Consider the following 21,832-nt stretch of genomic DNA (forward strand, 5'->3'; position numbering starts at 1 on the left):
GAAACCGCCTTGTTTCTCGAGAAACCGGGACCCAGGGGATGAACAGCATGGACGAGGCTGAAGACGGCATCATCGAGGAAGAGGCGGGCACGCCCATCGGCGAGCAGTTGCGCGCCGCGCGCGAGGAAAAAGGCCTCAGCCTCGAGCAGCTCGCCAGCCAGAGCCGCATCCCCCAGCGGCACCTTGAAAATCTCGAAGCGAACAACTGGTCCAAGCTCCCCGCCGCCACCTATACGGTCGGCTTCGCCAAGACCTATGCCGATGCCGTCGGATTGGACCGCGCGGCCGTCGCCGAGCATGTCCGCCACGAAATGGGCGCGTGGCAGCCGCCGCAGAGCCATGTCGGCGTCTATGAGGTCGCCGATAGTTCGGGTGGGATGCCGCGCTGGGTCATCATCGCCGCCGCGATCGCGGTCATCGGCGCGGTCCTCCTGTTCAGCTGGATGAACGACCGCCGCCTCGCCGCCGAGGAAGAGGCCGCCGGGGCCAGCGCAGAGGTGCCCGAGGAGACCGCGCCCGCGATCGCCGCGCCCGATCTCGCCGACGGTCCCGTGCGCCTCGCCGCGACCGACGAGGTGTGGCTGCGCGTGATGGACGGCGACACCCAATTGTTCGAAGGGCTGATGAGCGCGGGCGATGATTTCCTCATCCCCGACGATGCTGTCGCCCCGATGCTCGAGACCGCGCGTCCGGAGGCGCTCGAGGTCACCGTCGGCGACACGCGGATCGTCCAGCTCGGCCCCGACAGCGAACGCATCAGCGACATTTCGCTGCTCGGCGAAGACCTCGTCGAGCGCGGTACCCGCGAAGCGGCGACGACCGGCGCGGCGGCGACGTCGGCCGACACGCCCGCCACCCGCACCCCGTCTCGCACCACGCGTTCGACGGGACGCGCCGCGACGTTGTCGCGCGAGGCCGCTCCGCCGCCGGGTCGCTCGACCCCGCCGCCCCCGCCGCCGCGCGAGCGGGTGACGACCCCTGCGGCGACCCAGCCCGCCACCACCCCTGAAGCGGCGCCCCCGCCTGCCAGCCCCGCGCCGACCCCGGCGCCCACCGAGCCGCCGCCGCCCGCTGCCGACGAGAGCGATGGCAATGGCACGGGCGGCAGCGGCCTTACCGGCGCCTAGTTCATCGACGCGAAAGGCGCGCCCTGCGAGCCTGTCGCTCCCGGATCCCATTTATCACCAGAGAAATCATCTCCATGCAGCGTTTCTTCCTCAGCCTTCTCGCCGTCCTCCTCATCGCCCAGCCCGCTTACGCGCAGGACAGCGACCGCGCCCGCGAGCGCGAGAATCGCGACCGTATCGAACGGCTCGAACGCCAGGTGCGCCAGGTCCAGAAGCGCGTCTATCCCGATGGGCGCCCCGCCGACACCGCCGGCTATTATGACGAACCCGTCGCCACGAGGCAGTCGGTCGACATCATGACCGGGCGGGTCGAGGCGCTCGAACGCCAGATGACCACGCTCGTTCGCCAGTCGGAGGAGGCGCAATATCGTCTCGGCCAGATGGAGGCCGAGATCGCCCGCCTGCGCGCCACCGTCGAGGAATTGCGCGCCGCCCCCCCGCCCGCCGCGCCGCAGCCGGTGGTCGAGACCCGCGTCGCCCCCGACGACGGCCTCACCGATGAAGGGGACGATGAGATGGACGCGCCCGCGACCCGCGTCGCCGAAACGCGCCCCGTCGCGGTCATCCCGATCACCGACCCCGCACGTCTCGCCGACGGCGAAGAGGCCTATAATGTAGGCTTCCGCCTGTGGGACGCGGGCGACAACAATGGTGCGATCCGCCAGCTCGACGCGATGATCGAGCAATATCCCGGCCATCCCAAGGTGAGCTGGGCACGCAACCTGAAGGGCCGCGCGCTGCTCGACGCCAATCGCCTGCGCGAAGCGGCCGAGGTGCTGCTCGACAATTATCGGTCTGACAGCGAGGGCGAGCGCGCCGCCGACAGCCTCTATTTCCTCGGCCAGGCGCTGATGCGCCTCGACCAGCCGGGACAGGCCTGTCGCGTCTATGACGAGCTTGAGACCGTCTACGGCAATGGCATGCGCGCCTATATCGCCGAGCGGCTCCCCGCCGCCATGGCCGCCGCGCGCTGCGACGGCTGACGACCCGCATGACCGCCACGCCCGCCGCCCCCGCGCCCGAACAGGTCGAGCGCTTCAGAAAAGCCATGCGCGGACTTTTGGGGCCGCGCCAGCGGCTCGGGGTGGCGGTCTCGGGCGGGGCCGACAGCCTCGCGTTGCTGCTGCTCGCCCATGCCGCCTTCCCCGGGCGCGTCGCCGCCGCGAGCGTCGATCACCAATTGCGCCCCGAGGCGCGCGGCGAATGCGAGATGGTCACCGACATCTGCGCCCGCATGGGCGTACCGCACGAAATCCTCACCGTCGGTTGGGGCCGCAAGCCCAGCGCCAACCTCCAGGCGCAGGCGCGCGTCCACCGCCTTCTCCTGCTGCGCCACTGGGCGCGTGCGGAAAAGATCGCCGCGATCGCCACCGGGCACCATGCCGACGACCAGGCCGAGACCCTGCTGATGCGCCTCGCGCGCGGGGCGGGGATCAGCGGCCTGTCGGGCGCGCGCCGCTCGCGCGAGATCGAGCCCGGCATCCGGCTCGTCCGACCGCTCCTCATGTGGCGCCGCGACACGCTCGCCGCCATTGCCGCCGACGCCGGGCTGACCCCGGTCGACGATCCCACCAACCGCGACCCCGCGCATGATCGCAGCCGCATGCGCGCCGCCATCGAGGCGGCCGAGCTGGGCGGCGACATCAATCGGATCGCGGCCTCGGCCGGCCATCTCGCCGACGCCGACGTGGCGCTCGACTGGATGGCCGACGGGCTTGCCGACATTCGCCTCAAGACCGACGAGCGCGGCCTGCGCCTCGACCCCGAGGGCCTGCCCTACGAGATCCAGCGCCGCCTGCTCCTGCGCCTCTATGAGCGGATGAAGCGCCGTCCTCCGCGCGGGCCCGAGCTCACCCGCCTCATCACCATGCTGGGCGCGGGCAAGGTCGCCACCTTGGGCGGGCTGCGCTTCCATGCCGATGCGGGCCACTGGGTCGCCACCCGTCCCGCGCCGCGCAAGGCGGGCGAGGGCGTCAAGCAAACCGCCGCCGACCCCGCCGCGAGCGATCTGGGCGAAATTCTCGACCTCGACTGAGCTCCGCTTGCCTCGCGCCGCCACCCCCAACGCGGGGCCATATTGTTTCGGGCTCTCCGCCCCCCTATCTTGGGTGGCGAACCTGTTGAATTTCAAGGACCAGTAATGGACCCCAATACGCCCCAGCCGCCTCAAAAGCCCCAGAATCCCTGGATGAAGAGCATGGTGATCTGGCTCGCCATCATCTTCGGGCTGATCCTGTTCGTGCAGGCCCTGTCGGGCGACGACGCCGCGCAGGCGGGCCAGAAACTGCCCTATTCCGAATTCATCGACCGGGTCGAGGAAGGCGAGATTCGCTCGGTTACGATCAGCCCGCGTCCCGACGGCTCCAGCCTCGTGTCGGGCGATCTCGACGGCAACCGCTTCTCGACCGATTCGCCCCCCGACGCGCGCCTGTCGGACCGCCTCCTCGAAAATGGCGTCGCGGTGCAGGTCCAACCCGCCGAACAGGCGAGCCTGTGGCAGCTCATCCTCGTCAATTCGCTGCCCTTCCTCCTCATCCTCGGCATCAGCTTCTTCATCCTGCGCCAAATGCAGAAGAATAGCGGCGGCGGGGCGATGGGCTTTGGCAAATCCAAGGCCAAGATGCTCAACGAGGCCAAGGGCCGCGTCACCTTCGAGGATGTCGCGGGCATCGACGAGGCGCGCGAGGAATTGCAGGAAATCGTCGAATTCCTGAAGGACCCCGGCAAGTTCGCGCGGCTGGGCGGCAAGATCCCCAAGGGCGCGCTGCTGGTCGGCTCGCCCGGTACCGGCAAGACCCTCCTTGCCCGCGCCATTGCGGGGGAGGCGGGCGTTCCCTTCTTCACCATCTCGGGCTCGGACTTCGTCGAGATGTTCGTCGGCGTCGGCGCGAGCCGCGTCCGCGACATGTTCGAACAGGCCAAGAAGAACGCCCCCTGCATCATCTTCATCGACGAGATCGATGCGGTCGGCCGCCATCGCGGCGCGGGCCTCGGCAACGGCAATGACGAGCGCGAACAGACGCTGAACCAGCTGCTGGTCGAGATGGACGGCTTCGACGCCAATGAAGGCATCATCATCATCGCCGCGACCAACCGCCCCGACGTGCTCGACCCCGCGCTCCTGCGTCCGGGCCGTTTCGACCGCCAGGTCGTGGTGCCGCGCCCCGACATCGAGGGCCGCGAGAAGATCCTCCTCGTCCACATGAAGAAGACCCCGCTCGCCCCCGACGTCGACGCGCGAGTGATCGCGCGCGGCACGCCGGGCTTCTCGGGCGCCGACCTTGCCAACCTCGTCAACGAGGCCGCGCTGCTGGCGGCTCGCAAGGGCAAGCGCCTCGTCGCCATGGCGGAGTTCGAGGAAGCCAAGGACAAGGTTATGATGGGCGCCGAGCGCCGTTCCATGGTCATGACCGAGGACGAGAAGAAGATGACCGCCTACCATGAGGCGGGCCATGCCATCGTCGCACTGCACGAACCGGCATCGGACCCCATTCACAAGGCGACCATCATCCCGCGCGGCCGCGCGCTCGGCATGGTCATGCGCCTGCCCGAACGCGACAGCTACAGCTATCACCGCGACAAGATGCACGCGAACATGGCCGTCGCCATGGGTGGTCGCGTCGCCGAGGAAGTCATCTTCGGCTATGACAAGGTGTCCTCGGGTGCTTCGGGCGACATCCAATATGCGACCAAGCTCGCGCGCGACATGGTCACCCAGTGGGGCATGAGCGACGAGATGGGCCCGGTGCAATATGAGGAACAGCAGGGCGAAACCTTCCTCGGCTATTCGCAGTCGCAGGGCATGAACGTCTCGGCCGAAACCAAGCAGAAGATCGACAAGGAGATTCGCCGTCTCGTCGACCAGGGCTATGAACGCGCCAAGAAGCTCCTGACCGATCATGCCGACGAACTCGAGCAACTCGCGCAGGCCTTGCTCGAATATGAGACGCTGTCGGGCGACGAAATCAAGACGCTGCTCGGCGGCGGCACGATCGATCGCGGCGGCCCCAAGGGCCCCGTCATCCCGATGGCGGGCAGTTCGATTCCCAAGGCCGGGCGGCCGAAACCCTTGGGCGGGCCCGCCACCGCCTGATCGCCTGCGATCTCGAAACACGAAGGGCGGTGCCGCGGCGCCGCCCTTTTTCGTGGCGCGCTAGCCCAGCGCCCCCAGCGCGATCATCAATCCGATGAAGATGCCGAGCACGACAAAGGCGGACACCGACACCAGCGCGGTGCGCCACAAGGCGCTGCGACGGCGCAGCTTATAGGTGCCCCTCATCTGGCGATAGAGATGGAAGGGGGCATAGAAGACCCACGTCAATATCCCCACTTCCTCGGCGCCGACCCAGACCCAGAACCCCATGTTCAGCGCCAGCAGCATCATGAAGCTGATCGAATAGGTGACGAACACGGCATGCTTGTAGAGCCCGTGGCGCTTCGAGAAGGGAAAGAGCAGCCACATGAAGGGCAAGGACAGCGGGATCAGCAGCCAGCTCAGCTTATAGGCCTTGGTCTGCACCTTGTAGAAAAAGAGCGAGGGGTTGTCCTGCGCAGCGTCCACCCCGGCACGGATGGGATCCCAGAAGCCGCCTTGCGGGATATCGGCGGTGACGCGCGTCCCCTTGTCGGTCTCGCCGAGCGTGCGCGGTTCGCCTTCCATCTCCTCCAACTGGCGCTCGGCGACGCGCAGTTGCGAGGCGACGCCGGCGCGGATCCCCGCGCTCGCCGGGCCGCTGTCCTCCTCGACCTCGCTCAGCGCCTCCTCGAGATCGGCAACCCGCTCGCGCTGCGCCTCCACGGTCGCGGCAGGCTCCTGCACCACGGCGCCCACGTCCCCGCGTTCCATGTCGCTCGCCGAGACGACGAAGGCGAACATGAGCACCACGGTGAAGAGATAGAAAGCGATCGGGCTGATGTAGCGCGCGCGCTTGCCTTCGACATAATCGCGCGTCAGCCGCCCCGGCTGCCACACCAGCATCGGCAGCGTGCGCCAGAATTTTCCGTCGAGGTGGAGCACGCCGTGCACCACGTCATGCACCAGCCCGCCGATGGTGAAGTGCACCTCGGCCTTCTGGCCGCAACAATGGCAATATTCGCCCTCGAGCGCGCAGCCGCAATTGAGGCAGTGGCTCGGTCGCTCGTGCCCACCGGCCCCTTCGCCATGCGTGGGCTCCACCGCGCGCGCCGCGCCCGCGCCGCCCATCGCTTCACCCACCGCGCCAATGTCTTCGCCCGCCATCTTGTCCCCCTCGGCTCCTTGCCCACCGGCATACACCGAGCCGCTGGCCCGCGCCAACACCCCATGCTAGCGCTTGCCCCATGGCACGCATCGGCCTCCTCGGCGGCAGCTTCAACCCCGCGCACAAGGGGCATCGGCACATCAGCCTCGAGGCGCATCGCGCCTTGGCGCTCGACGAGGTGTGGTGGCTGGTCAGCCCCGGTAACCCGCTGAAGCCCAAAAAGGGCATGGCCCCCTATGAGGCGCGCCTTGCCTCGGCGCGGGCCATGGCCCGCCGCGCCCCCATCCGCGCAATGGACTTCGAGGCGCGCGTCGGCACCCGCTACACCATCGACACGCTGCGCGCGCTCACCCGCCGCTATCCCCAGCACGACTTCATCTGGCTGGTCGGCGAGGACATCATCGGCGAATTCCACCGCTGGAAGGACTGGCGCACCATCGTCCGCACGCTGCCGATTGCCGTCATGACCCGACCGGGCTATAGTGGCGGGGCCCGGGCGGCTCGCGCCATGGGCTGGCTGCGGCACTTCGTCCGATCCGCAGACCAGGCGAAACGCTGGACGGCATGGAAGGCACCGGCAATCACGTTCCTGACGCTTGCCCCAGACCCGACATCCGCAACGAGCCTTCGCGCGCGCCATCCCGACTGGCACGAGGACGCAACCACCAAGCCCGAAGCGACCGTGAGGCAGCGGTCGTAACCCCATGAGGAGTGACCTTGCCCGAGACGGAAACCATGACCGCCACTGATGCCCCCACCCCGCCCGCCCGGTCCGAAGATCCGGACAAGCTGCACGCGCTGGTGATGCAACTGCTCGACGACGAGCAGGCGCAGGACATCATCTCGATCCCGCTCGCGGGCAAGAGCTCGATCGCCGATTACATGGTGATCGCTTGCGGTCGCTCGACCCGGCAGGTCGCCGCCATCGCGCAGAAGCTCGCCGAAAAGGTCAAGCAGTCCGAGGGCGTCACGCCGCGCATCGAGGGCCTGCCCACCGCCGACTGGGTGCTGATCGATGCGGGCGACGTCGTCGTCCACCTGTTCCGCCCCGAAGTGCGCAGCTTCTACAATCTCGAACGGATGTGGAAGTTCGGCGACGAAGCCGGCGAAGCCTGAGCCCCCTTCTTTCGGACCGCGCCGAGCCATGCAGCTGCACATCATCGCGCGCGGCAAGATCGCCCGGTCCCCCGAGGACGATTTGGTCCAGCGCTATCTCAAGCGCATCGCCTGGCCGGTGAAGCATAGCGAATTGCCCGATACGGGTGGCACCGTCCCGCCCGAGAAATTGAGCCCCGTGCGTACCGTCGTCCTCGACGAGACGGGCAAGGCCCTGTCCTCCACCGCCTTTGCGAGGATCCTCGAGCGCTGGCGCGACGAGGGGGTGCGCGAAACGCGCTTCCTCATCGGTGCCGCCGACGGCCATGAAGAGGCGGTCAAGGCAGGCGCCGACCTCCTTTATTCCTTCGGCCCCGCGACCTGGCCGCACCTCCTGTGCCGCGCCATGCTCGCCGAACAGCTGTTCCGCGCCACCGCCATCATCGCGGGCCACCCCTATCACCGCGAGGGCGCGCGCTGATGCGCTGGCCGCTGCTCGCCGCGCTGCTCCTGCTGGCAATCGCCGGCCAGGCTCCCGCCGCACCCGTGCCCAGCGCGCAGGCCCAGCTCGACCGCGTCCGCGCCGAGGCGCGCGAGGCCGAAGCGCGCGCCGCGGCCTTGTCGAGCCAGGCGGGCGACGCGAAAGACAAAGCCGCCGAACTGGTGCGCCGCCGCCAGCTCATCGCCGCGCGGATCGAGGCCGCCGAGGCGCGCCTCGCCGCGGCCCGGCTCGAACAGGCAAACCTCGACACTGCCGCGCGCGACCTGCGCGCGAGGCTCGCCGAAGAGCAGGCGCCCGCCGCCGGGCTTCTGGCCGGGCTCGCCACCCTGTCGCGCCGCCCGCCCGTCCTCACCCTCGCCGATGCCCGCTCGATCGACGAGCTCATCACCACGCAGGCGCTGGTCGAGGCGGTGGTGCCCGTGATCGAGGCGCGCACGCTCAGCCTGCGCGCCGCCCACGCCGAACTTTCCGCGCTCGCTCGCGCCCAGGCCGAGCGCCGCGCCGCCATCGCCGCTGAGCAGCAACAGCTGGCGCAGCAGGAACAGGCGCTGGCCGCGCTCGAGGCCGAGAGCCTTGCCGCCGCGCAGGCGCTGGGCGTGGCCGCCAGCCGCGCCGATGCGCGCGCCATCGCCGCGCGCGAACAGACCGCCGAACTCGCCGATGCCGCCACCCGCGAGGCCTTCGGCGCCGAGATCGCCGAGGCGCTGTCCACCTACGCCCCCGCCCCGCCGCCACCTTCGGGACTGGCGCGACCAGCCCCGAAGCCGCCCTTCCGCTACGTCCTGCCCGCGTCCGGGCGCGTCACCGCCGGGGTCGGCTCGCTCACCCCCGATGGCGTGCGCGCGCGCGGCCTCTCCATCGCGCTCCGCCGCGGCGCCACTGTGCGCGTTCCCGCCGATGGCGAGCTGCTCTTCGTGGGCCCGTTCCGCAGCCGCGACGGCATCATCGTCATCGACCATGGCGATGGCTGGCTCAGCCTCATCGCCAATGTCGCCACCGACCGCGAAGTCGGCGACCGCGTCCGCCGCGGCACCCGCCTCGGGCGCAGCCTCGGCCCCATCGAAGTGGAATTGTGGAACGGGCGTGCCCCGGTCAGCCCGGCCCTCATCGCAGGTTCATCCTGATTATGGTTCAACATCGCGCATAATCGCGGTAGGATCGCCTGCCCCGGTCCTTCCTCGGTCCGGCCCAGTTACAAGGACACATGCCATCGTGAAGCGCCTTCGCCCGCTCGCCACCGCCCTCCTCCCCGCCGCCGCGATCATCGGCGTCGCCGCCATGATGCCCGGCACCGAAGACCGCGCCACCGCGCAGAATGAGGAGACCTATCGCGAGCTGGAGAATTTCCTCTCGGTGTTCGAGCGCGTGCGCGGCAATTATGTCGAGGAGGTCAGCGACGCCGACCTCATCCGCGGCGCCATCGAGGGCATGCTGTCCAGCCTCGATCCGCACAGCAGCTATCTCACCGAAAGCGACTTCGCCTCGATGCGCCTGTCGACCGACGGCGAATATGGCGGGCTCGGCCTGACCGTCACCAACCGCGACGGCGCGGTCTTCGTCATCACCCCGACCGAAGACACCCCCGCCGACCGCGCGGGCCTGAAGTCGGGCGACTATATCACCCAGATCGACGGCGAACTGCTGTTCGGCCTCACGCTCGATGAAAGCGTCGCCAAGATGCGCGGCGAACCCGGTACCGACATCACGCTGACCGTCGTGCGCCCCGGCCGCACCGAACCCTTCGACGTCACCCTGACGCGCGAGATCATCGACCTTCGCCCCGTCAAATGGGAAGTCGACGGCGATGTCGGCATCATCAACATCAACCAATTCTCCGCCCCCACCGCCGAGGGCGTCGAGGCGGCGATCAAGTCGATCGACCTCGCCATCGGCGGCGACGGGCCGGTCGGCTATGTCCTCGATCTGCGTCGCAATCCGGGTGGCCTCCTCAACCAGGCGGTCGAAGTGTCCGACATCTTCCTCGAACGCGGCGAGATCGTCTCCGAACGCGGCCGCGATGCCGAGGATATCGACCGTTTCTACGCCACCAAGGGCGACCTCACCAAGGGCAAGCCCGTCATCGTCCTCATCGACGCGGGCTCGGCCTCGGCCAGCGAGATCGTCGCCGGCGCGCTGCAGGATCACCGCCGCGCCGTCGTCATGGGCGAGACCAGCTTTGGCAAGGGCAGCGTCCAGACCATCATCCAGACGGGCGAGACGACCGCGCTTCGCCTCACCACCGCGCGCTATTACACCCCCTCGGGGCGCAGCGTGCAGGCGGGCGGGATCGAACCCGACATCATCGTGCCCCAGCTGACCGATCCCGACCGGCTCAACCGCCCGCGCCTGCGCGAAGCGGACCTTCGCCGCCACCTCGTCGCCCAAGCCGGGGTCGAGGACGAATTGCTCGAGGATGACACCAAGTCCGATCCGCGCTTCGTCGCGACCCCCGAAGAGCTCGAGAAAGCGGGCGTCGAGGACTTCCAGCTGCATTATGCGGTGGAGACCCTCTCGCGCATCGCTCGCCCGGCACAACGGATCGCGAAGGCCAGCTGATGCTCGCCCCCGCGCGGCCTCATCACCCGCTGTTCAACCTGCGCACCGCCCATGCGCTCGCCCTGCTCGTGCCCTTGGGCCTGCTTGGCGGGGCCATCGGCTCGCAACTGTTCGGCGGGCTGGTGCCTTGCGAAATGTGCATCTGGCAGCGCTGGCCGCATGGCGTCGCCATCGCGCTGGCGCTTCTGGCGGTGCCGATGAACGGGGTGCGCCGTCCGCTCGTGATCCTCGCCGCGCTCGCCATCGCCGTGTCGGGCGCGATCGGCGTCTATCATGCCGGCGTCGAGGCCGACATTTTCGAGGGGTTGACGACCTGTTCCTCGAACAGCGGCGGCACGCTCGAAGACCTGCTCGCGGTGCCCGTCGTGCGCTGCGACGCGGTGCAGTGGGAATTCCTCTCCATCTCGATGGCGGGCTGGAATGCGATCCTCTCGCTCGGGGCCGCTTTCCTCATTCTCCTCGGTGCACGAAAGGGCCGCGCATGAGCCGCGACTGGGCCCCCGGTGACAAGTGCCCCGACGTCGCCGCCATGATCCGCGTCGACCAGGCGGGCGAATATGGCGCCACCCGCATCTATGCGGGCCAGCTCGCCGTCCTCGGCGAGGACAGCCGCGCCGCCCATGTCGTCGCCCACATGGCAGCGCAGGAAGAGGCGCATCTCGCCCGCTTCAACGAATTGATGGCCGAACGCCGCGTCCGCCCGACCTTGCTCCAGCCCTTCTGGAACGTCGCCGGCTTCGGCCTTGGCGCGGTCACCGCATTGATGGGCGAAAAGGCCGCCATGGCCTGCACCGACGCCGTCGAAACCGAGATCGACAAGCATTATGAGGAGCAGCTCGCCCAGTTGGGCGACAGCGATCCCGAGTTGTCGGACGACATCCGCCGCTTCCAGGCCGAGGAGCTCGAACATCGCGAGACCGCCCGCGAACATGGCGCCGAGGAAGCGCCCGCCTATCCGTTGATGACCGCCGCCATCCGCGCCGGTTGTCGCCTCGCCATCCAACTGTCGAAGCGCCTTTGACGCGACCCCCTTGCCCCGTCATGCGTTGGGGCAATGAAAGGAAGTTCATGATGATGAAGTCCCTCGTTCCCCTGCTCGGCACCGCCGCGATCGCCGCGAGCCTCGCCCCCGCCCCGGCCGATGCGCAGGCGCGCCCGCAAAATGTCACCCGCATCGTCGTCTTCGGCGAAGACCCCTGCCCCCGCTCGACCGACGACAATGTCGTCGTCTGCGCGCGCAAGCCCGACAGCGAACGCTATCGCCTGCCCGAGGAAGCGCGCGGCACCGGCACGCGCCAGGAAAGCCAGAGCTGGGCGTCCAATGCGCGCTTTCTCGAAACCGTCAACGAGACGGGCATCAAGCAATGCTCGCCCGTCGGCCCCGCTGGCCAGCTCGGCTGCCTCGATGAACTGATCGACCGCAATGCCGAGCGCCGCGAGGAAATCGACCGCGACCTCACCGTCCCCGAATAAGGCGGCTCAGCCCTCCAGTTCGGCTTCCATCTCGATATTGCGAATTTCGCGCGCGATCCATTGCTCGACATTCGTTTCGAGCACGTCGAGCGGCACCGCGCCCGAGCCCAGCACCACGTCGTGGAAGCGGCGAAGGTCGAAATCCGTCCCGAGCCGCTGCTCGGCGCGCGCCCGCAATTCGCGGATCTTCAGTTCGCCGATCTTATAGGCCAGCGCCTGCCCCGGATTGGCGATATAGCGATTGACCTCGGCCTCGATATTGGCGGGGCTGAGCGCCGTATTGTCGAGCATATAGTCGATCGCGCGTTGCTTCTCCCAGCCCTTCACGTGCAAACCCGTGTCGACCACCAGCCGCACCGCGCGCCACATCTCGTAGGATAGTCGCCCCATTTCCTTGGCGGGCGTATCGTAGAGCCCCATCTCGATTCCGAGCCGCTCCGAATAGAGTCCCCAGCCCTCGACGAAGGCGGTGAAGAAGAGCTGGCGCCGCCACTCGGGCATGTCCAGTTCCTGCGCCAGCGCGATCTGGTGGTGATGCCCCGGCACGCCCTCGTGCACGGTCAGCGCGGGCACCTCCCACAACGGCCGCTGGTCGAGCTTGGACGTGTTGACATAATAGAGCCCGGCAATGCCATTTTGCGGGCTGCCCATATTATAATAGGCCGTCGTCGTACCCGGCGCGATCTCGGGCGGGATCTCGGCGATCCCGTACGGCAGCCGCGGCAGCAGGGTGAAGAGCGTAGGCATCAGCGCATCGATCTTCTTCGCCTCGCGCGCCACATATTGCATCAGCTCCTCGGGCGTCTTGGCGTAATAATCGGGGTTGGTACGCAAATCCTCGATGAACGCCTCGCGGGTGGCGAAACCCGCCGCCGCCGAGACCTCTTCCATCTCCGCCCTGATCCGCGCCACTTCCGACAGGCCGATGTCGTGGATTGCATCGGGCGTGAGGTCGGTGGTGGTCATCACCCGCGCGCGATAGGCGTAATAGTCCGCGCCGCCAGGCTGCGCCCCGATCCCGACCGCCTGCGCGCAATGCGGCAGGTAATCCGCTTCGAACCAGGCAAGGTGCCGCGCATAGGCCGCGCGCACATCGCCGTCGATCAGCGCCGCCGCCCGCGCTTGGAGCGCGCTCCATTCGCCAGCGTCCATTCCCTTGGGCGCGTCACCGGCGAAGGGCGCATAGAGCCGGCTCGCCGTCACGTCCTCGCCGATGACACCCGAGATGGAGGCGTGGAAGTCGCCCAGCACCGCGCAGGGCAGGACATAGCCGCCCGCAACCGCGCGATCGGCGACCGCCATCGCCGCTTCGTTCTGGGTCGGATAGGTCGCCAGCCGGGCGAGATAATTTTCATAATCCTCGGCGGTGCGGAAGACGAGACGATTGGGCAGCGAGGCGAGCGACTGGTGCCAACCGCCGCGGTTGGAGAAGTTGATGAGCCGCTGGCCATAGCGTTCCCCCTCGACCGCGCTCGCCAGGCTGCGCACGAGGATCGCCTTTTCGACGCGCGTTGCCGCATCGAGCCCGGCGTCGTCGATCGCCTCCAGCCGGGTGAGGAAGAATTGCTGCTGGCGCGCCTGCGCCTCCATCGCCTCGAACGACAGGTCCGCCAGCCGGTCGTCATAGTCGCGCACCCCGACCGAGCTCGCCAGCGTCGGAGATTGCTCGAGTTGCCATTGCCAATAGCGCTCGGTCAGCGCCGCATACTCCTCCTGCGGCCCCGCCAGCGCGGGGGTGGAGGCGGCGGTCGTGAGCATGGCGGCGGCAAGGGCAAGGCGCATCATCATTCTCCTCATCGGGTGCGCGACGCACGCTAACGCCGCCGCGCCATGTGGCAAGGCTTGTCTCGCCCGCCGCTTTGAGCGATCAACCGCTGATGGAAACCGGGGGCATGACGGCGCAAATCGATGCGCGGGGCGAGCGGCTGCGCGCTTATGCGCTCCTGGCAGGGCTGGCGATCGCGGTGTGCCTCCCCTCGATCATCGGGGGCCCCAGCGACACCATCGATCATCCCTGGCATCTCATGTGGGCCGACGCCTTCGCGCAAATCATAGCCGAGGGCACGCTCTATCCGCGCTGGTGGGCCGAGGGCTGGGGCGGGCTCGGCGCGCCCAGCTTCTATTTCCAGCCCCCGCTCGGCTATTGGCTGGCGAGCCCCTTAATGCTGCTCGGCATGGCACCCGGCGATGCGCTGACGACCGTCTACGCGCTCGCCTTCTTCTGCGCGGGCGTCGGCACCTTTGAATGGCTCGCCCCGCGCGCGCGCTGGCCGCTGCTCGGCGCCGCCGTCTTTCTTCTTGCCCCCTATCATGTCCTCGACTTCAACCCGCGCGGCGCCTTTGCCGAGAGCGTCGCGATCGCGATCCTCCCCTGGTTCGTGCTGGCAATGGAGCGCGTCGTCACCCATCGGCGCTGGATTGCCGCCGCCATCGCCTATGCGCTCATCATCTATGCGCACCTGCCCTTCGCGCTCGTCGTCACCCTGTTCCTCGTGCCCGTCTTCCTGTGGCATCATCGCACGCGCGAAGCATGGGCCTCCTACCTGCGCGTCGGCATCACCGGCCTCCTCCTCGCCGCTCCCTATCTCCTCCCCGTTCTCGCTTTCGACGGCTATCGCGCGACGGGGCCGCTCCACGACGTCGCCAGGTTCCAGCCCGCCAATTGGACCTTGTGGCGCCTCGACTGGAGCAGCTATTGGGTGCGCGAGATCATTCCGACCTATGTCGTGCTGGGCACCGCGCTGCTCATCCTCGCCGTCACGGCCAAGAGCCCTTCGGACGAGGTCCGGCTCGGCCTCATCGGCCTCATCGCGATCACGCTCGTTCCCTGGCTATGGGAACTACCGCTTCTCGACCGCGTCCAATTTCCCTTCCGCGCCTTGCCCCTGGTCGAGTTCGCGCTGGCTTGCGCCATCGCCCGAGCGCCGCAAGGCCGCGTCGCCCTGATCGCGGCGATCCCCGTACTCCTCCTTGGCGCCTATGCCACCGTGCCGCGCACCCCGCCCGCTGGACTCCCTCCCGTCGGCACCTTCGGCTCGGCCGCCAATCTGCCGCGCGAAGCCTATGGCGGCACCAAGCAATCGCTCACCATCGCCGAGGTGGAGGCCATGCTCGACCCCGCCCCGCCGCCGCCGGGACAGGTCGTCGCGCCCCACTTCTACTGGCCGAGCTGGTCGTGCGGCACGCCAGAACCCAACAGCAGCCTGCTCCTCCACCCCGCCACCTGCACGCCGCGCCAGCGCATCACCCGCACCGAATGGGCTGCCTACGCCCTCGCCTTCCTCGGCGTCCTCCTGATGCTCGGCCAAGCCCTTCTCGACAGGCGGAAAATTCGCGCCAATGTCGGCTAGGAGTCTTTCCCCCTTTCGCTAAAGAACGTATAGGGAACGGATGGCACGGCTCGACACCCAGGCAAAGCTCGGTATCCTCGCCGATGCGGCCAAATATGATGCCAGCTGCGCGAGCAGCGGGGCGAAGGGGCGCGACAGTCGTTCGGGCAAGGGGATGGGCTCGACCACCGGCACCGGCATCTGTCACGCCTATGCCCCCGACGGCCGCTGCATCAGCCTCCTCAAGATCCTCCTGACCAACAGCTGCATTTTCGACTGCCATTATTGCATCAACCGCAAATCGTCGAACGTGCGTCGCGCGCGCTTCACCCCGCAGGAGGTCGTCGACCTCACGCTCAATTTCTACAAGCGCAACTATATCGAGGGGCTGTTCCTCTCCTCGGGCATCATCAAGTCGTCCAACTATACGATGGAACAGCTGGTCGAGGTCGCACGATGCCTCCGTGAAGACCACGACTTCCGCGGTTATATCCATCTGAAGACCATCCCCGATGCCGACCCCGAACTGATCGAGGCCGCCGGCCGCCACGCCGACCGAGTCTCGATCAACGTCGAGCTTCCGACCCGCTCCGGGCTCCAGAAGCTCGCGCCCGAAAAGGACGAGGATCGCATCCACGGCGCAATGGGCGAGATGAAGACGCACATCCTCGATGCCAAGGACGCGCGCCGCCGCTACCGCCACGCGCCGCGCTATGCCGCCGGGGGCCAGTCGACGCAGATGATCGTCGGCGCGGACGGCGCCAATGACGGCGCGATCGTCACCCGCGCGCGCGGGCTCTACGACAATTTCGGCCTGCGCCGCGTCTATTACAGCGCTTTCTCGCCCATCCCCGATCCCAGCGCGGTCCTGCCCTTGAAGCGCCCCCCGCTGATGCGCGAGCATCGCCTCTACCAGTCCGACTGGCTGATGCGTTTCTACGGCTTCTCGCCGCAGGAAGTGATCGCCGCGACCGATGAGCAGGGCATGCTCCCGCTCGACATCGACCCCAAGCTCGCCTGGGCGCTGAAATTCCGCGAGAGCTTCCCCGTCGACGTCAACCGCGCGTCGAAGGAGCAACTGCTGCGCGTCCCCGGCCTCGGCACCAAGGCGGTGCAGCGCATCATCGCCTCGCGCCGCCATCGCCGCCTGCGCCTCGACGATATCGCCCGCCTCACCGTCTCGGTGAAGAAAGTGCGTCCCTTCATCACCTGCGAGGGTTGGTTGCCGACGCTCCTCACCGACCGCGCCGATTTGAAGGCACTGCTCCTCCCGCCGCCCGCTCAACTCGGCCTGTTCGACCCCCCTGCCCCAAAGGCCGCCTGAACCGGGGCGGCGTCTGGCGCGTTGGTAGGGGGAATAGAAACAGGAGTATCACCATGAGCGATCAGACCATTTTCAAGCGTCTCAAGAAGGACCACGAAACCCACCGCGAGCTTCTCAATCGCATCGAGAGCATGACCGGCGACAGCGAGGAACGCCGCCAGCTGTTCCGCAACTTCCGCATGGAAGTGACCGCCCATGCCGCCGCCGAGGAAGAAACGCTCTACTCGACGATGCTCGAGGATCCCGAGCTGCGCCACGATGGCCAGCATAGTGTCGCCGAGCATCACGAACTCGACGAACTCATGGCCGAACTGGCCGACAAGGACATGTCCGAAGGCGCCTGGACCGAGAAGTTCAAGAAGCTGAAGCACGACTATCTTCATCACATCGATGAAGAGGAAGAGGACATGTTTCCCGCCGCCAAGGAAGAGCTGTCGACCGCCGAAGCCAAGCAGCTCGGCGAGAAGTTCGAGGAGCGCAAGCCCGAGGAATATGACCGCGCGCTCGCCGGCAAGGACATGGAAGATACGCGCGAATAGTCTTCGCGCATGGCCTGTTAGCGTATGACCAACATCCTTCCTGACGGGCCCCAGATCGACATTCACCGCGTGCTCCTCGCCCGCCCCGACGATTACGACGGGTGGCGCGAGGCGGCACGCGGTCTGGTTTCGGCGGGCATCCCGCCCCAGGCGGTGACCTTTGAGGTTGCGGGCGAGGAAGTCGGCCTGTTCGGCGACGATGCGCCCCTCCCCGAGGTTAGCCGCGAGATCCGCGTGCCCAAGGCCTTCCCCGGCCTTGCCAAGCGCGTCGCGCTGCATTCCGATGCAGAACGCTACGCGCTTCTCTACGCCATGCTGTGGAAGCTGCAGGCCAATCGCGATGCGCTGTCCGACCGCGCCGACCCGCTGGTCGACCGCCTCAACCGCCTCGCCAAGGAGGTCGGCCGCGACGCGCACAAGATGCACGCCTTCGTCCGTTTTCGCGAGATGGAGGAGGATGACGGCACCGAGAGGATGGTTGCCTGGTTCGAACCCGACCACCACATCACCCGCGCCGAGGCCGGCTTCTTCATCCGCCGCTTCCCCAACATGCGCTGGTCGATCCTCACACCCGAGACCTGCATTCACTGGGACGGCGAGACGCTGACCGAGAGCCCCGGCGCCACGAAGGCCGACGCCCCCGACGGCGACCCGGTCGAGGCGACCTGGAAGACCTATTACAAGTCGATCTTCAACCCCGCGCGGGTGAAGGTGAAGGCGATGACCGCCGAAATGCCCAAGAAATATTGGAAGAACATGCCCGAGACCGCGCTCATCCCCGAGCTGCTCGCGGGCGCGCAGAAGCGCGAATCCGAGATGATCGAGACGAGCCTCTCCAAGCGCGAAACCGTGCCCGCCGCCCCCAAGACGCGCCCCACCAACATCGAGGCTGCCTGGGCGCAGCTGCGTGACGAGGCCAGCGCCTGTACGCGCTGCGACCTGCACTGCCACGCCACCCAGACCGTCTTCGGCGAAGGCCCCCTATCGCCCCAGCTGATGCTCGTCGGCGAACAGCCGGGCGATGCCGAGGACCTCGCCGGCAAACCCTTCGTCGGCCCCGCCGGCCAATTGCTCGACGACGCATTGGCGCAGGCCGGCGTCGATCGCCGCCGCGCCTATGTCACCAACGCGGTCAAGCATTTCAAATTCGTGGCTCGCGGCAAGCGCCGCATCCACCAGAGCCCCAATGCGGGTGAGATCAGCGCCTGCAACTGGTGGCTCGCTCAGGAACGCGAGTTGATCGTGCCCCCCGTCACCGTCGCGCTCGGTGCTACCGCCGCGCGCGCCCTGTTCGGCAAGGCCGTCACCATCGGCAAGCTTCGCGACGAGCCGCAACAACTGCCCGACGGCAGCACCGCCTTCGTCACCGTTCACCCGAGCTACCTCCTGCGCCTCCCCGACCGGGTCCGCGCCGACGAAGAACGGGCGCGCTTCATCGACGATCTGAAGCGCGCCCGTCAATTTGCCGAAGAGGCGCCGGCCTAGAACGCCACCCGCACCGTCGCGCGCGCCGTGCGCCCATCGACGAGATGCAGGTTGTTGTCGCCATGCGCCGCCGTGATGCCGCGCTCCTCGAAGAGATTCTCGACGTTGAGTTGCACGCCGATGCGCGGGGTCACGTCATAGAAGACCGCCGCATCGACCAGCGTCAGCGGATCGACCACGACCTCGTTCGAAATGCTCGCGAACATCTCCGACCGGTGGCTCACGCCCATGCCGAAGGCGAACTTGTCGGTGACCTCGTATCGACCCCACAACGAAGCATCCAATTCGGGCAGGTTCGCCAGCGTCCGGCCCGCAGGCGCGGCCTCGGTGTCCTCAACGATCTCGCCGTCCTGCAGCGCCACGCCGCCCGCCAGGCTCAGCCGCCCGACCTTGCCATGGACCTCGAGCTCGACGCCGCGGGTGCGCTGCTCGCCGGTCAGCACCACGTCGGTCGACAGCGGATCCTGCGCGCGCACATTGGTGCGGTTCAATTCATAGGCTGCGAGCGTCACGTCGAAGCCGGGCACGGCTTCCCACTTCACGCCCACTTCGCGGTTGGTGAATTCTTCCGGCTCGAGCGCCGCCGTGGTCGGCGACAGCGAGGCGAACTGGTCGCCCGACTGCGGCAGGTAGCTGCGCGCCCAGCTGGCATAGAGGCTGAGGTCCTCATTGGGCTTCACCACCGCGCCGAGACGCGGGCTCCACAGGCTGTCGGTGCGCGACAGGTCGGTGTCGCCGATAAAGTCGGCCACGCGGATATCGACCCAGTCGTGACGCAGGCCGGCGATCAGTTCGACATGCTCGCCGATCTCGATCTGGTCCTGCACATAGACGCCGATCGCCTCGACATCGGTCTCGCTCGACCGCTCGCCCGATCCGCCACGGAAGGTCAGGGGCGGCACGACGAAGGGATCGGCCAGCGCCACGAAGGTCTCGCGCCCGTTGGGGCTCTTGTCCTCGGCATCGAGCGTATCGAAGAATCCGCGCAGGCGGCCCGCCTCGGTGTCCTGAATCGCAAGATCGGCGCCGACCAGCAGGCGATGCGCGATCATCCCGGTGGAGAATTCGGCGGTCAGGTCGTTCTGCCACAGGAAGTTCTGGCGGCGCGTCGCGTCCTGATAGGCCGACACCTTCACGCTCTCCACGCCATCGACCAGCGTCACCGCCGAAGAGGGCACCGCATTGGTGTAGAGCTTGTCATAGTCGCCATAGAGCGCCTTCGACACGAAGGTGAGGCCAGCGCCCAGTTGCGCCTCGACGCGCGCATCCACGACATGCTTGGTGAAGGTCGCGCGATTGACGTCGCGATCGCCGAAGAAGGTCTCGTCATAGCCCTCGACCACGCGCGCCGGATTGGCGATCGTGCCCTCGAAGGCCGGCGGCAGGCCGCGATCGACCATGCGGTCGTCATCGGCATATTCGTAGCCGAGGTCGATGCGCACGTCGGGGCTCGCATGCCACGACAGCGTCGGGTTGATGGCGAAGCGCTCGCCATCGACATCACGGAAATTGTCCATCCGCTCATAGGTGGCGTTGAGCCGCCCTTCGGCGTTCAGCGTCAGCGGGCTGTTGAGGTCGACCTCGACGAACCCCGCGCCCTCGCTGTCGATCGACGCCGCGCCGGCATAATAGGCGTCGTGGAAGGGGCGCTTGATGACGCGGTTGACGATCCCGCCCGCGCCGCCACGTCCGAAGATCAACGCGTTGGGTCCTTTCAGCACTTCGACCCGCTCGACATTGTAGAGCCCGCGATAATGTTGGACGTCGTCGCGCAGGCCATCGGTGAAGAAGTCGGCGGTCGAGAGCTGGCCGCGGATGACGACCGCGTCGCGATGCCCTTCGCCCGATTCCATGTTGATGCCGGGCACGAAGTCGACCACGTCGCCGATCTCGCGCATCGCCTGGTCGGCGATCTGCTCGGCGGTCACCACGGCAACCGCCTGCGGCACGTCGTTCAAGTCGCTGTCGGTTTTGGTCGCGCTCGACGAGCGGTCGGCGCCATAGCCTTCGCGCTTGCCCGTGACGAGGATCGGATCGCCCGGCCCCTCGCCCAGCTCCGCGGCGATCAGCGCCTCGCTCAGTGCGCTATTGGTGACGACCACGTCGCCTGTCTCCGCAGCAAGCGCCGGAGCGGCGATGCCGGTGACGGCGGCGGAGGCGAGAAGGGCGAATCGAGCGCAAGCGAACATAAAAAAGGGTCTCCTAACGATGTGTTGGAGAGTGCCCTATCGTTACTGATAATCATTCGCAATAGCAAAGTTGCTACCAGTCCTCGCCGCGGCCCCTGACGGCCGTCTCTCCCTTCTCCTTCATTGCCTCGTCATAGACGGTGATAAGGTCATCGAAGGTCGCGCGAAACGCCTCGGCCTCAGCACGAAACGGTACGTCGGTCCCGTCGCCATGCGCCAGCAGCCAGTCGAGATGCGCGTCGAGCGCTTCGCCTCTGTCGCGTCCACCGATCACCTCGTCCTGCAGGTCGAGCATCCGCTCCTGCACCAGCCGGAATCGCCGCGACCAGATCTCCACCCACGCATCGCCCTGCGCCCCATAACGCCGGAGCCACACCACCTGCGGATCGTGCCGGTCGACATCCTCCTCGGGCGCGAGGATTACCTTCATTCGCTCGTAGAGCAATTGCTGGAAGGTCAGTTCGGGATCGGCCTGCCAGCGCTGCACCCACCCCACGTCGGGCCGCGAAAAGTCGCCTTGCGGAAAGAGGAAGCGATCGACGAAAATCGGATGGTCGAAGGTCGTCGCCCGCAATTCGGGCAACGCCGCATAGATGGCCATCTCGGTAAAACAGCTCGCCTCGCGCTCGTTCCTGAAATTCATCATCGCGAAGGTCGGCACATTGCCAGCCCGCACATAGGGCATGGTGGCGGCATGATAAATTTCGTGCAGGAACCTGAGATCGCGGATCGCCGCATTGTCATAGTCCGCCAGCAAGATCCCGCCCCACCAGGGCGAGAAATGCGTCCATTCGATTGTTTGCTCTGAGGGCCGAAAAAAGAAGCGCGGCAGGCGGGCGAAGCGCTCGATGACCTTGTAGACCACCCCGCCCTCGCGATGGCTCTGGCGGATTGGCCCGTCGCTCCACAAGCCATCGACATAGGCGTGGACGTCGTCCGCCTGCGCGAGCTTCACCAGACTTTCGAGCTGCAC

20 protein-coding genes are annotated in these 21,832 nt (G+C 67.5%); 16 read left to right on the forward strand and 4 right to left on the reverse strand.

Annotated features, from left to right (window positions below):
- Positions 1-47: 47 nt before the first annotated feature.
- The 4 genes from NUW51_RS08415 (at position 48) to ftsH (ending at position 5,220) form a co-directional block, all read left to right on the forward strand.
- Positions 48-1,127 (forward strand): helix-turn-helix domain-containing protein, encoded by a 1,080-nt coding sequence (locus NUW51_RS08415; RefSeq protein ID WP_265587074.1) that lies wholly within the window; start codon positions 48-50, stop codon positions 1,125-1,127.
- A 74-nt stretch (positions 1,128-1,201) separates the two neighbouring features.
- A complete protein-coding gene (locus NUW51_RS08420; protein ID WP_265587075.1) occupies positions 1,202-2,110 on the forward strand; it encodes a tetratricopeptide repeat protein in 909 nt (302 codons plus the stop codon).
- Positions 2,111-2,118: 8 nt separating this feature from the next.
- Positions 2,119-3,162, forward strand: coding sequence for a tRNA lysidine(34) synthetase TilS (gene tilS / locus NUW51_RS08425; RefSeq protein ID WP_265587076.1), 1,044 nt, complete (start codon positions 2,119-2,121; stop codon positions 3,160-3,162).
- A gap of 105 nt (positions 3,163-3,267) precedes the next feature.
- Positions 3,268-5,220 (forward strand): ATP-dependent zinc metalloprotease FtsH, encoded by a 1,953-nt coding sequence (gene ftsH / locus NUW51_RS08430; RefSeq protein WP_322597086.1) that lies wholly within the window; start codon positions 3,268-3,270, stop codon positions 5,218-5,220.
- A gap of 60 nt (positions 5,221-5,280) precedes the next feature.
- Here the strand turns inward: ftsH and NUW51_RS08435 are convergent, their stop codons facing one another.
- On the reverse strand, positions 5,281-6,366 hold the full coding sequence (locus tag NUW51_RS08435) for a DUF3667 domain-containing protein (protein ID WP_265587078.1): 1,086 nt from the start codon (positions 6,364-6,366) through the stop codon (positions 5,281-5,283).
- Between the two features lie 80 nt (positions 6,367-6,446).
- On the opposite strand from NUW51_RS08435, the gene NUW51_RS08440 reads away from it, so the two are divergent.
- The 8 genes from NUW51_RS08440 (at position 6,447) to NUW51_RS08475 (ending at position 11,993) form a co-directional block, all read left to right on the forward strand.
- Entirely contained in the window at positions 6,447-7,067 is a 621-nt protein-coding gene (locus NUW51_RS08440; protein WP_265587079.1) for a nicotinate-nucleotide adenylyltransferase, read from the forward strand.
- A 35-nt stretch (positions 7,068-7,102) separates the two neighbouring features.
- Entirely contained in the window at positions 7,103-7,483 is a 381-nt protein-coding gene (gene rsfS, locus NUW51_RS08445; RefSeq protein ID WP_265587960.1) for a ribosome silencing factor, read from the forward strand.
- A 28-nt stretch (positions 7,484-7,511) separates the two neighbouring features.
- Complete coding sequence (locus NUW51_RS08450; RefSeq protein ID WP_265587080.1) at positions 7,512-7,943, forward strand: 23S rRNA (pseudouridine(1915)-N(3))-methyltransferase RlmH; 432 nt, start codon at positions 7,512-7,514, stop codon at positions 7,941-7,943.
- The gene (locus NUW51_RS08455; RefSeq protein ID WP_265587081.1) at positions 7,943-9,088 is read left to right on the forward strand and encodes a murein hydrolase activator EnvC family protein; all 1,146 of its coding nucleotides are present in this window, start codon (positions 7,943-7,945) and stop codon (positions 9,086-9,088) included. Before NUW51_RS08450 ends, NUW51_RS08455 begins: the two co-directional genes overlap by 1 nt.
- Before the next feature lie 154 nt (positions 9,089-9,242).
- A complete protein-coding gene (locus tag NUW51_RS08460; protein ID WP_265587961.1) occupies positions 9,243-10,520 on the forward strand; it encodes a S41 family peptidase in 1,278 nt (425 codons plus the stop codon).
- Entirely contained in the window at positions 10,520-11,005 is a 486-nt protein-coding gene (locus NUW51_RS08465; protein WP_265587082.1) for a disulfide bond formation protein B, read from the forward strand. Before NUW51_RS08460 ends, NUW51_RS08465 begins: the two co-directional genes overlap by 1 nt.
- Positions 11,002-11,541, forward strand: a complete 540-nt coding sequence (locus NUW51_RS08470) for a demethoxyubiquinone hydroxylase family protein (RefSeq protein WP_265587083.1) — start codon at positions 11,002-11,004, stop codon at positions 11,539-11,541. The genes NUW51_RS08465 and NUW51_RS08470 overlap by 4 nt, the downstream gene beginning before the upstream one ends.
- A 47-nt stretch (positions 11,542-11,588) precedes the next feature.
- Positions 11,589-11,993, forward strand: coding sequence for a hypothetical protein (locus NUW51_RS08475; protein ID WP_265587084.1), 405 nt, complete (start codon positions 11,589-11,591; stop codon positions 11,991-11,993).
- Between the two features lie 6 nt (positions 11,994-11,999).
- Here NUW51_RS08475 and NUW51_RS08480 read toward each other — a convergent pair whose 3' ends face one another.
- A complete protein-coding gene (locus tag NUW51_RS08480) occupies positions 12,000-13,775 on the reverse strand; it encodes a DUF885 domain-containing protein (protein WP_265587085.1) in 1,776 nt (591 codons plus the stop codon).
- A gap of 110 nt (positions 13,776-13,885) precedes the next feature.
- Between NUW51_RS08480 and NUW51_RS08485 the strand changes: the two genes are divergently transcribed.
- The 4 genes from NUW51_RS08485 to NUW51_RS08500 are packed head-to-tail and all read left to right on the forward strand — an operon-like array spanning position 13,886 to position 18,670.
- Positions 13,886-15,343, forward strand: a complete 1,458-nt coding sequence (locus NUW51_RS08485; RefSeq protein WP_265587086.1) for a 6-pyruvoyl-tetrahydropterin synthase-related protein — start codon at positions 13,886-13,888, stop codon at positions 15,341-15,343.
- A gap of 40 nt (positions 15,344-15,383) precedes the next feature.
- Positions 15,384-16,646, forward strand: a complete 1,263-nt coding sequence (locus tag NUW51_RS08490) for a putative DNA modification/repair radical SAM protein (protein ID WP_265587087.1) — start codon at positions 15,384-15,386, stop codon at positions 16,644-16,646.
- Between the two features lie 53 nt (positions 16,647-16,699).
- On the forward strand, positions 16,700-17,185 hold the full coding sequence (locus tag NUW51_RS08495) for a hemerythrin domain-containing protein (protein ID WP_265587088.1): 486 nt from the start codon (positions 16,700-16,702) through the stop codon (positions 17,183-17,185).
- 24 nt (positions 17,186-17,209) lie between these two features.
- The gene (locus NUW51_RS08500) at positions 17,210-18,670 is read left to right on the forward strand and encodes a UdgX family uracil-DNA binding protein (protein WP_265587089.1); all 1,461 of its coding nucleotides are present in this window, start codon (positions 17,210-17,212) and stop codon (positions 18,668-18,670) included.
- Here the strand turns inward: NUW51_RS08500 and NUW51_RS08505 are convergent.
- Positions 18,667-20,859: a TonB-dependent receptor gene (locus NUW51_RS08505; RefSeq protein WP_265587090.1), complete on the reverse strand. Its 2,193-nt coding sequence runs from the start codon at positions 20,857-20,859 to the stop codon at positions 18,667-18,669. The two genes, NUW51_RS08500 and NUW51_RS08505, sit on opposite strands and share 4 nt — an antisense overlap.
- Before the next feature lie 73 nt (positions 20,860-20,932).
- Positions 20,933-21,832 (reverse strand): hypothetical protein, encoded by a 900-nt coding sequence (locus NUW51_RS08510; protein ID WP_265587091.1) that lies wholly within the window; start codon positions 21,830-21,832, stop codon positions 20,933-20,935.

Origin of the sequence: Sphingomicrobium arenosum, assembly GCF_026157085.1 — a bacterium.
Classification (GTDB): Bacteria; Pseudomonadota; Alphaproteobacteria; order Sphingomonadales; family Sphingomonadaceae; genus Sphingomicrobium; species Sphingomicrobium arenosum.

Bases quoted from the DNA above. Each gene is read 5' to 3' on its own strand.
- NUW51_RS08455 (WP_265587081.1), top strand. From the start codon at position 7,943: ATGCGCTGGCCGCTGCTCGCCGCGCTGCTCCTGCTGGCAATCGCCGGC.
- NUW51_RS08500 (WP_265587089.1), top strand. From the start codon at position 17,210: ATGACCAACATCCTTCCTGACGGGCCCCAGATCGACATTCACCGCGTG.
- NUW51_RS08450 (WP_265587080.1), top strand. From the start codon at position 7,512: ATGCAGCTGCACATCATCGCGCGCGGCAAGATCGCCCGGTCCCCCGAG.
- tilS (WP_265587076.1), top strand. From the start codon at position 2,119: ATGACCGCCACGCCCGCCGCCCCCGCGCCCGAACAGGTCGAGCGCTTC.
- NUW51_RS08465 (WP_265587082.1), top strand. From the start codon at position 10,520: ATGCTCGCCCCCGCGCGGCCTCATCACCCGCTGTTCAACCTGCGCACC.
- NUW51_RS08475 (WP_265587084.1), top strand. From the start codon at position 11,589: ATGATGATGAAGTCCCTCGTTCCCCTGCTCGGCACCGCCGCGATCGCC.
- NUW51_RS08495 (WP_265587088.1), top strand. From the start codon at position 16,700: ATGAGCGATCAGACCATTTTCAAGCGTCTCAAGAAGGACCACGAAACC.
- NUW51_RS08480 (WP_265587085.1), bottom strand. From the start codon at position 13,775: ATGCGCCTTGCCCTTGCCGCCGCCATGCTCACGACCGCCGCCTCCACC.
- NUW51_RS08470 (WP_265587083.1), top strand. From the start codon at position 11,002: ATGAGCCGCGACTGGGCCCCCGGTGACAAGTGCCCCGACGTCGCCGCC.
- NUW51_RS08485 (WP_265587086.1), top strand. From the start codon at position 13,886: ATGACGGCGCAAATCGATGCGCGGGGCGAGCGGCTGCGCGCTTATGCG.
- NUW51_RS08440 (WP_265587079.1), top strand. From the start codon at position 6,447: ATGGCACGCATCGGCCTCCTCGGCGGCAGCTTCAACCCCGCGCACAAG.
- NUW51_RS08415 (WP_265587074.1), top strand. From the start codon at position 48: ATGGACGAGGCTGAAGACGGCATCATCGAGGAAGAGGCGGGCACGCCC.
- rsfS (WP_265587960.1), top strand. From the start codon at position 7,103: ATGACCGCCACTGATGCCCCCACCCCGCCCGCCCGGTCCGAAGATCCG.
- NUW51_RS08435 (WP_265587078.1), bottom strand. From the start codon at position 6,366: ATGGCGGGCGAAGACATTGGCGCGGTGGGTGAAGCGATGGGCGGCGCG.
- ftsH (WP_322597086.1), top strand. From the start codon at position 3,268: ATGGACCCCAATACGCCCCAGCCGCCTCAAAAGCCCCAGAATCCCTGG.
- NUW51_RS08505 (WP_265587090.1), bottom strand. From the start codon at position 20,859: ATGTTCGCTTGCGCTCGATTCGCCCTTCTCGCCTCCGCCGCCGTCACC.
- NUW51_RS08460 (WP_265587961.1), top strand. From the start codon at position 9,243: ATGATGCCCGGCACCGAAGACCGCGCCACCGCGCAGAATGAGGAGACC.
- NUW51_RS08490 (WP_265587087.1), top strand. From the start codon at position 15,384: ATGGCACGGCTCGACACCCAGGCAAAGCTCGGTATCCTCGCCGATGCG.
- NUW51_RS08420 (WP_265587075.1), top strand. From the start codon at position 1,202: ATGCAGCGTTTCTTCCTCAGCCTTCTCGCCGTCCTCCTCATCGCCCAG.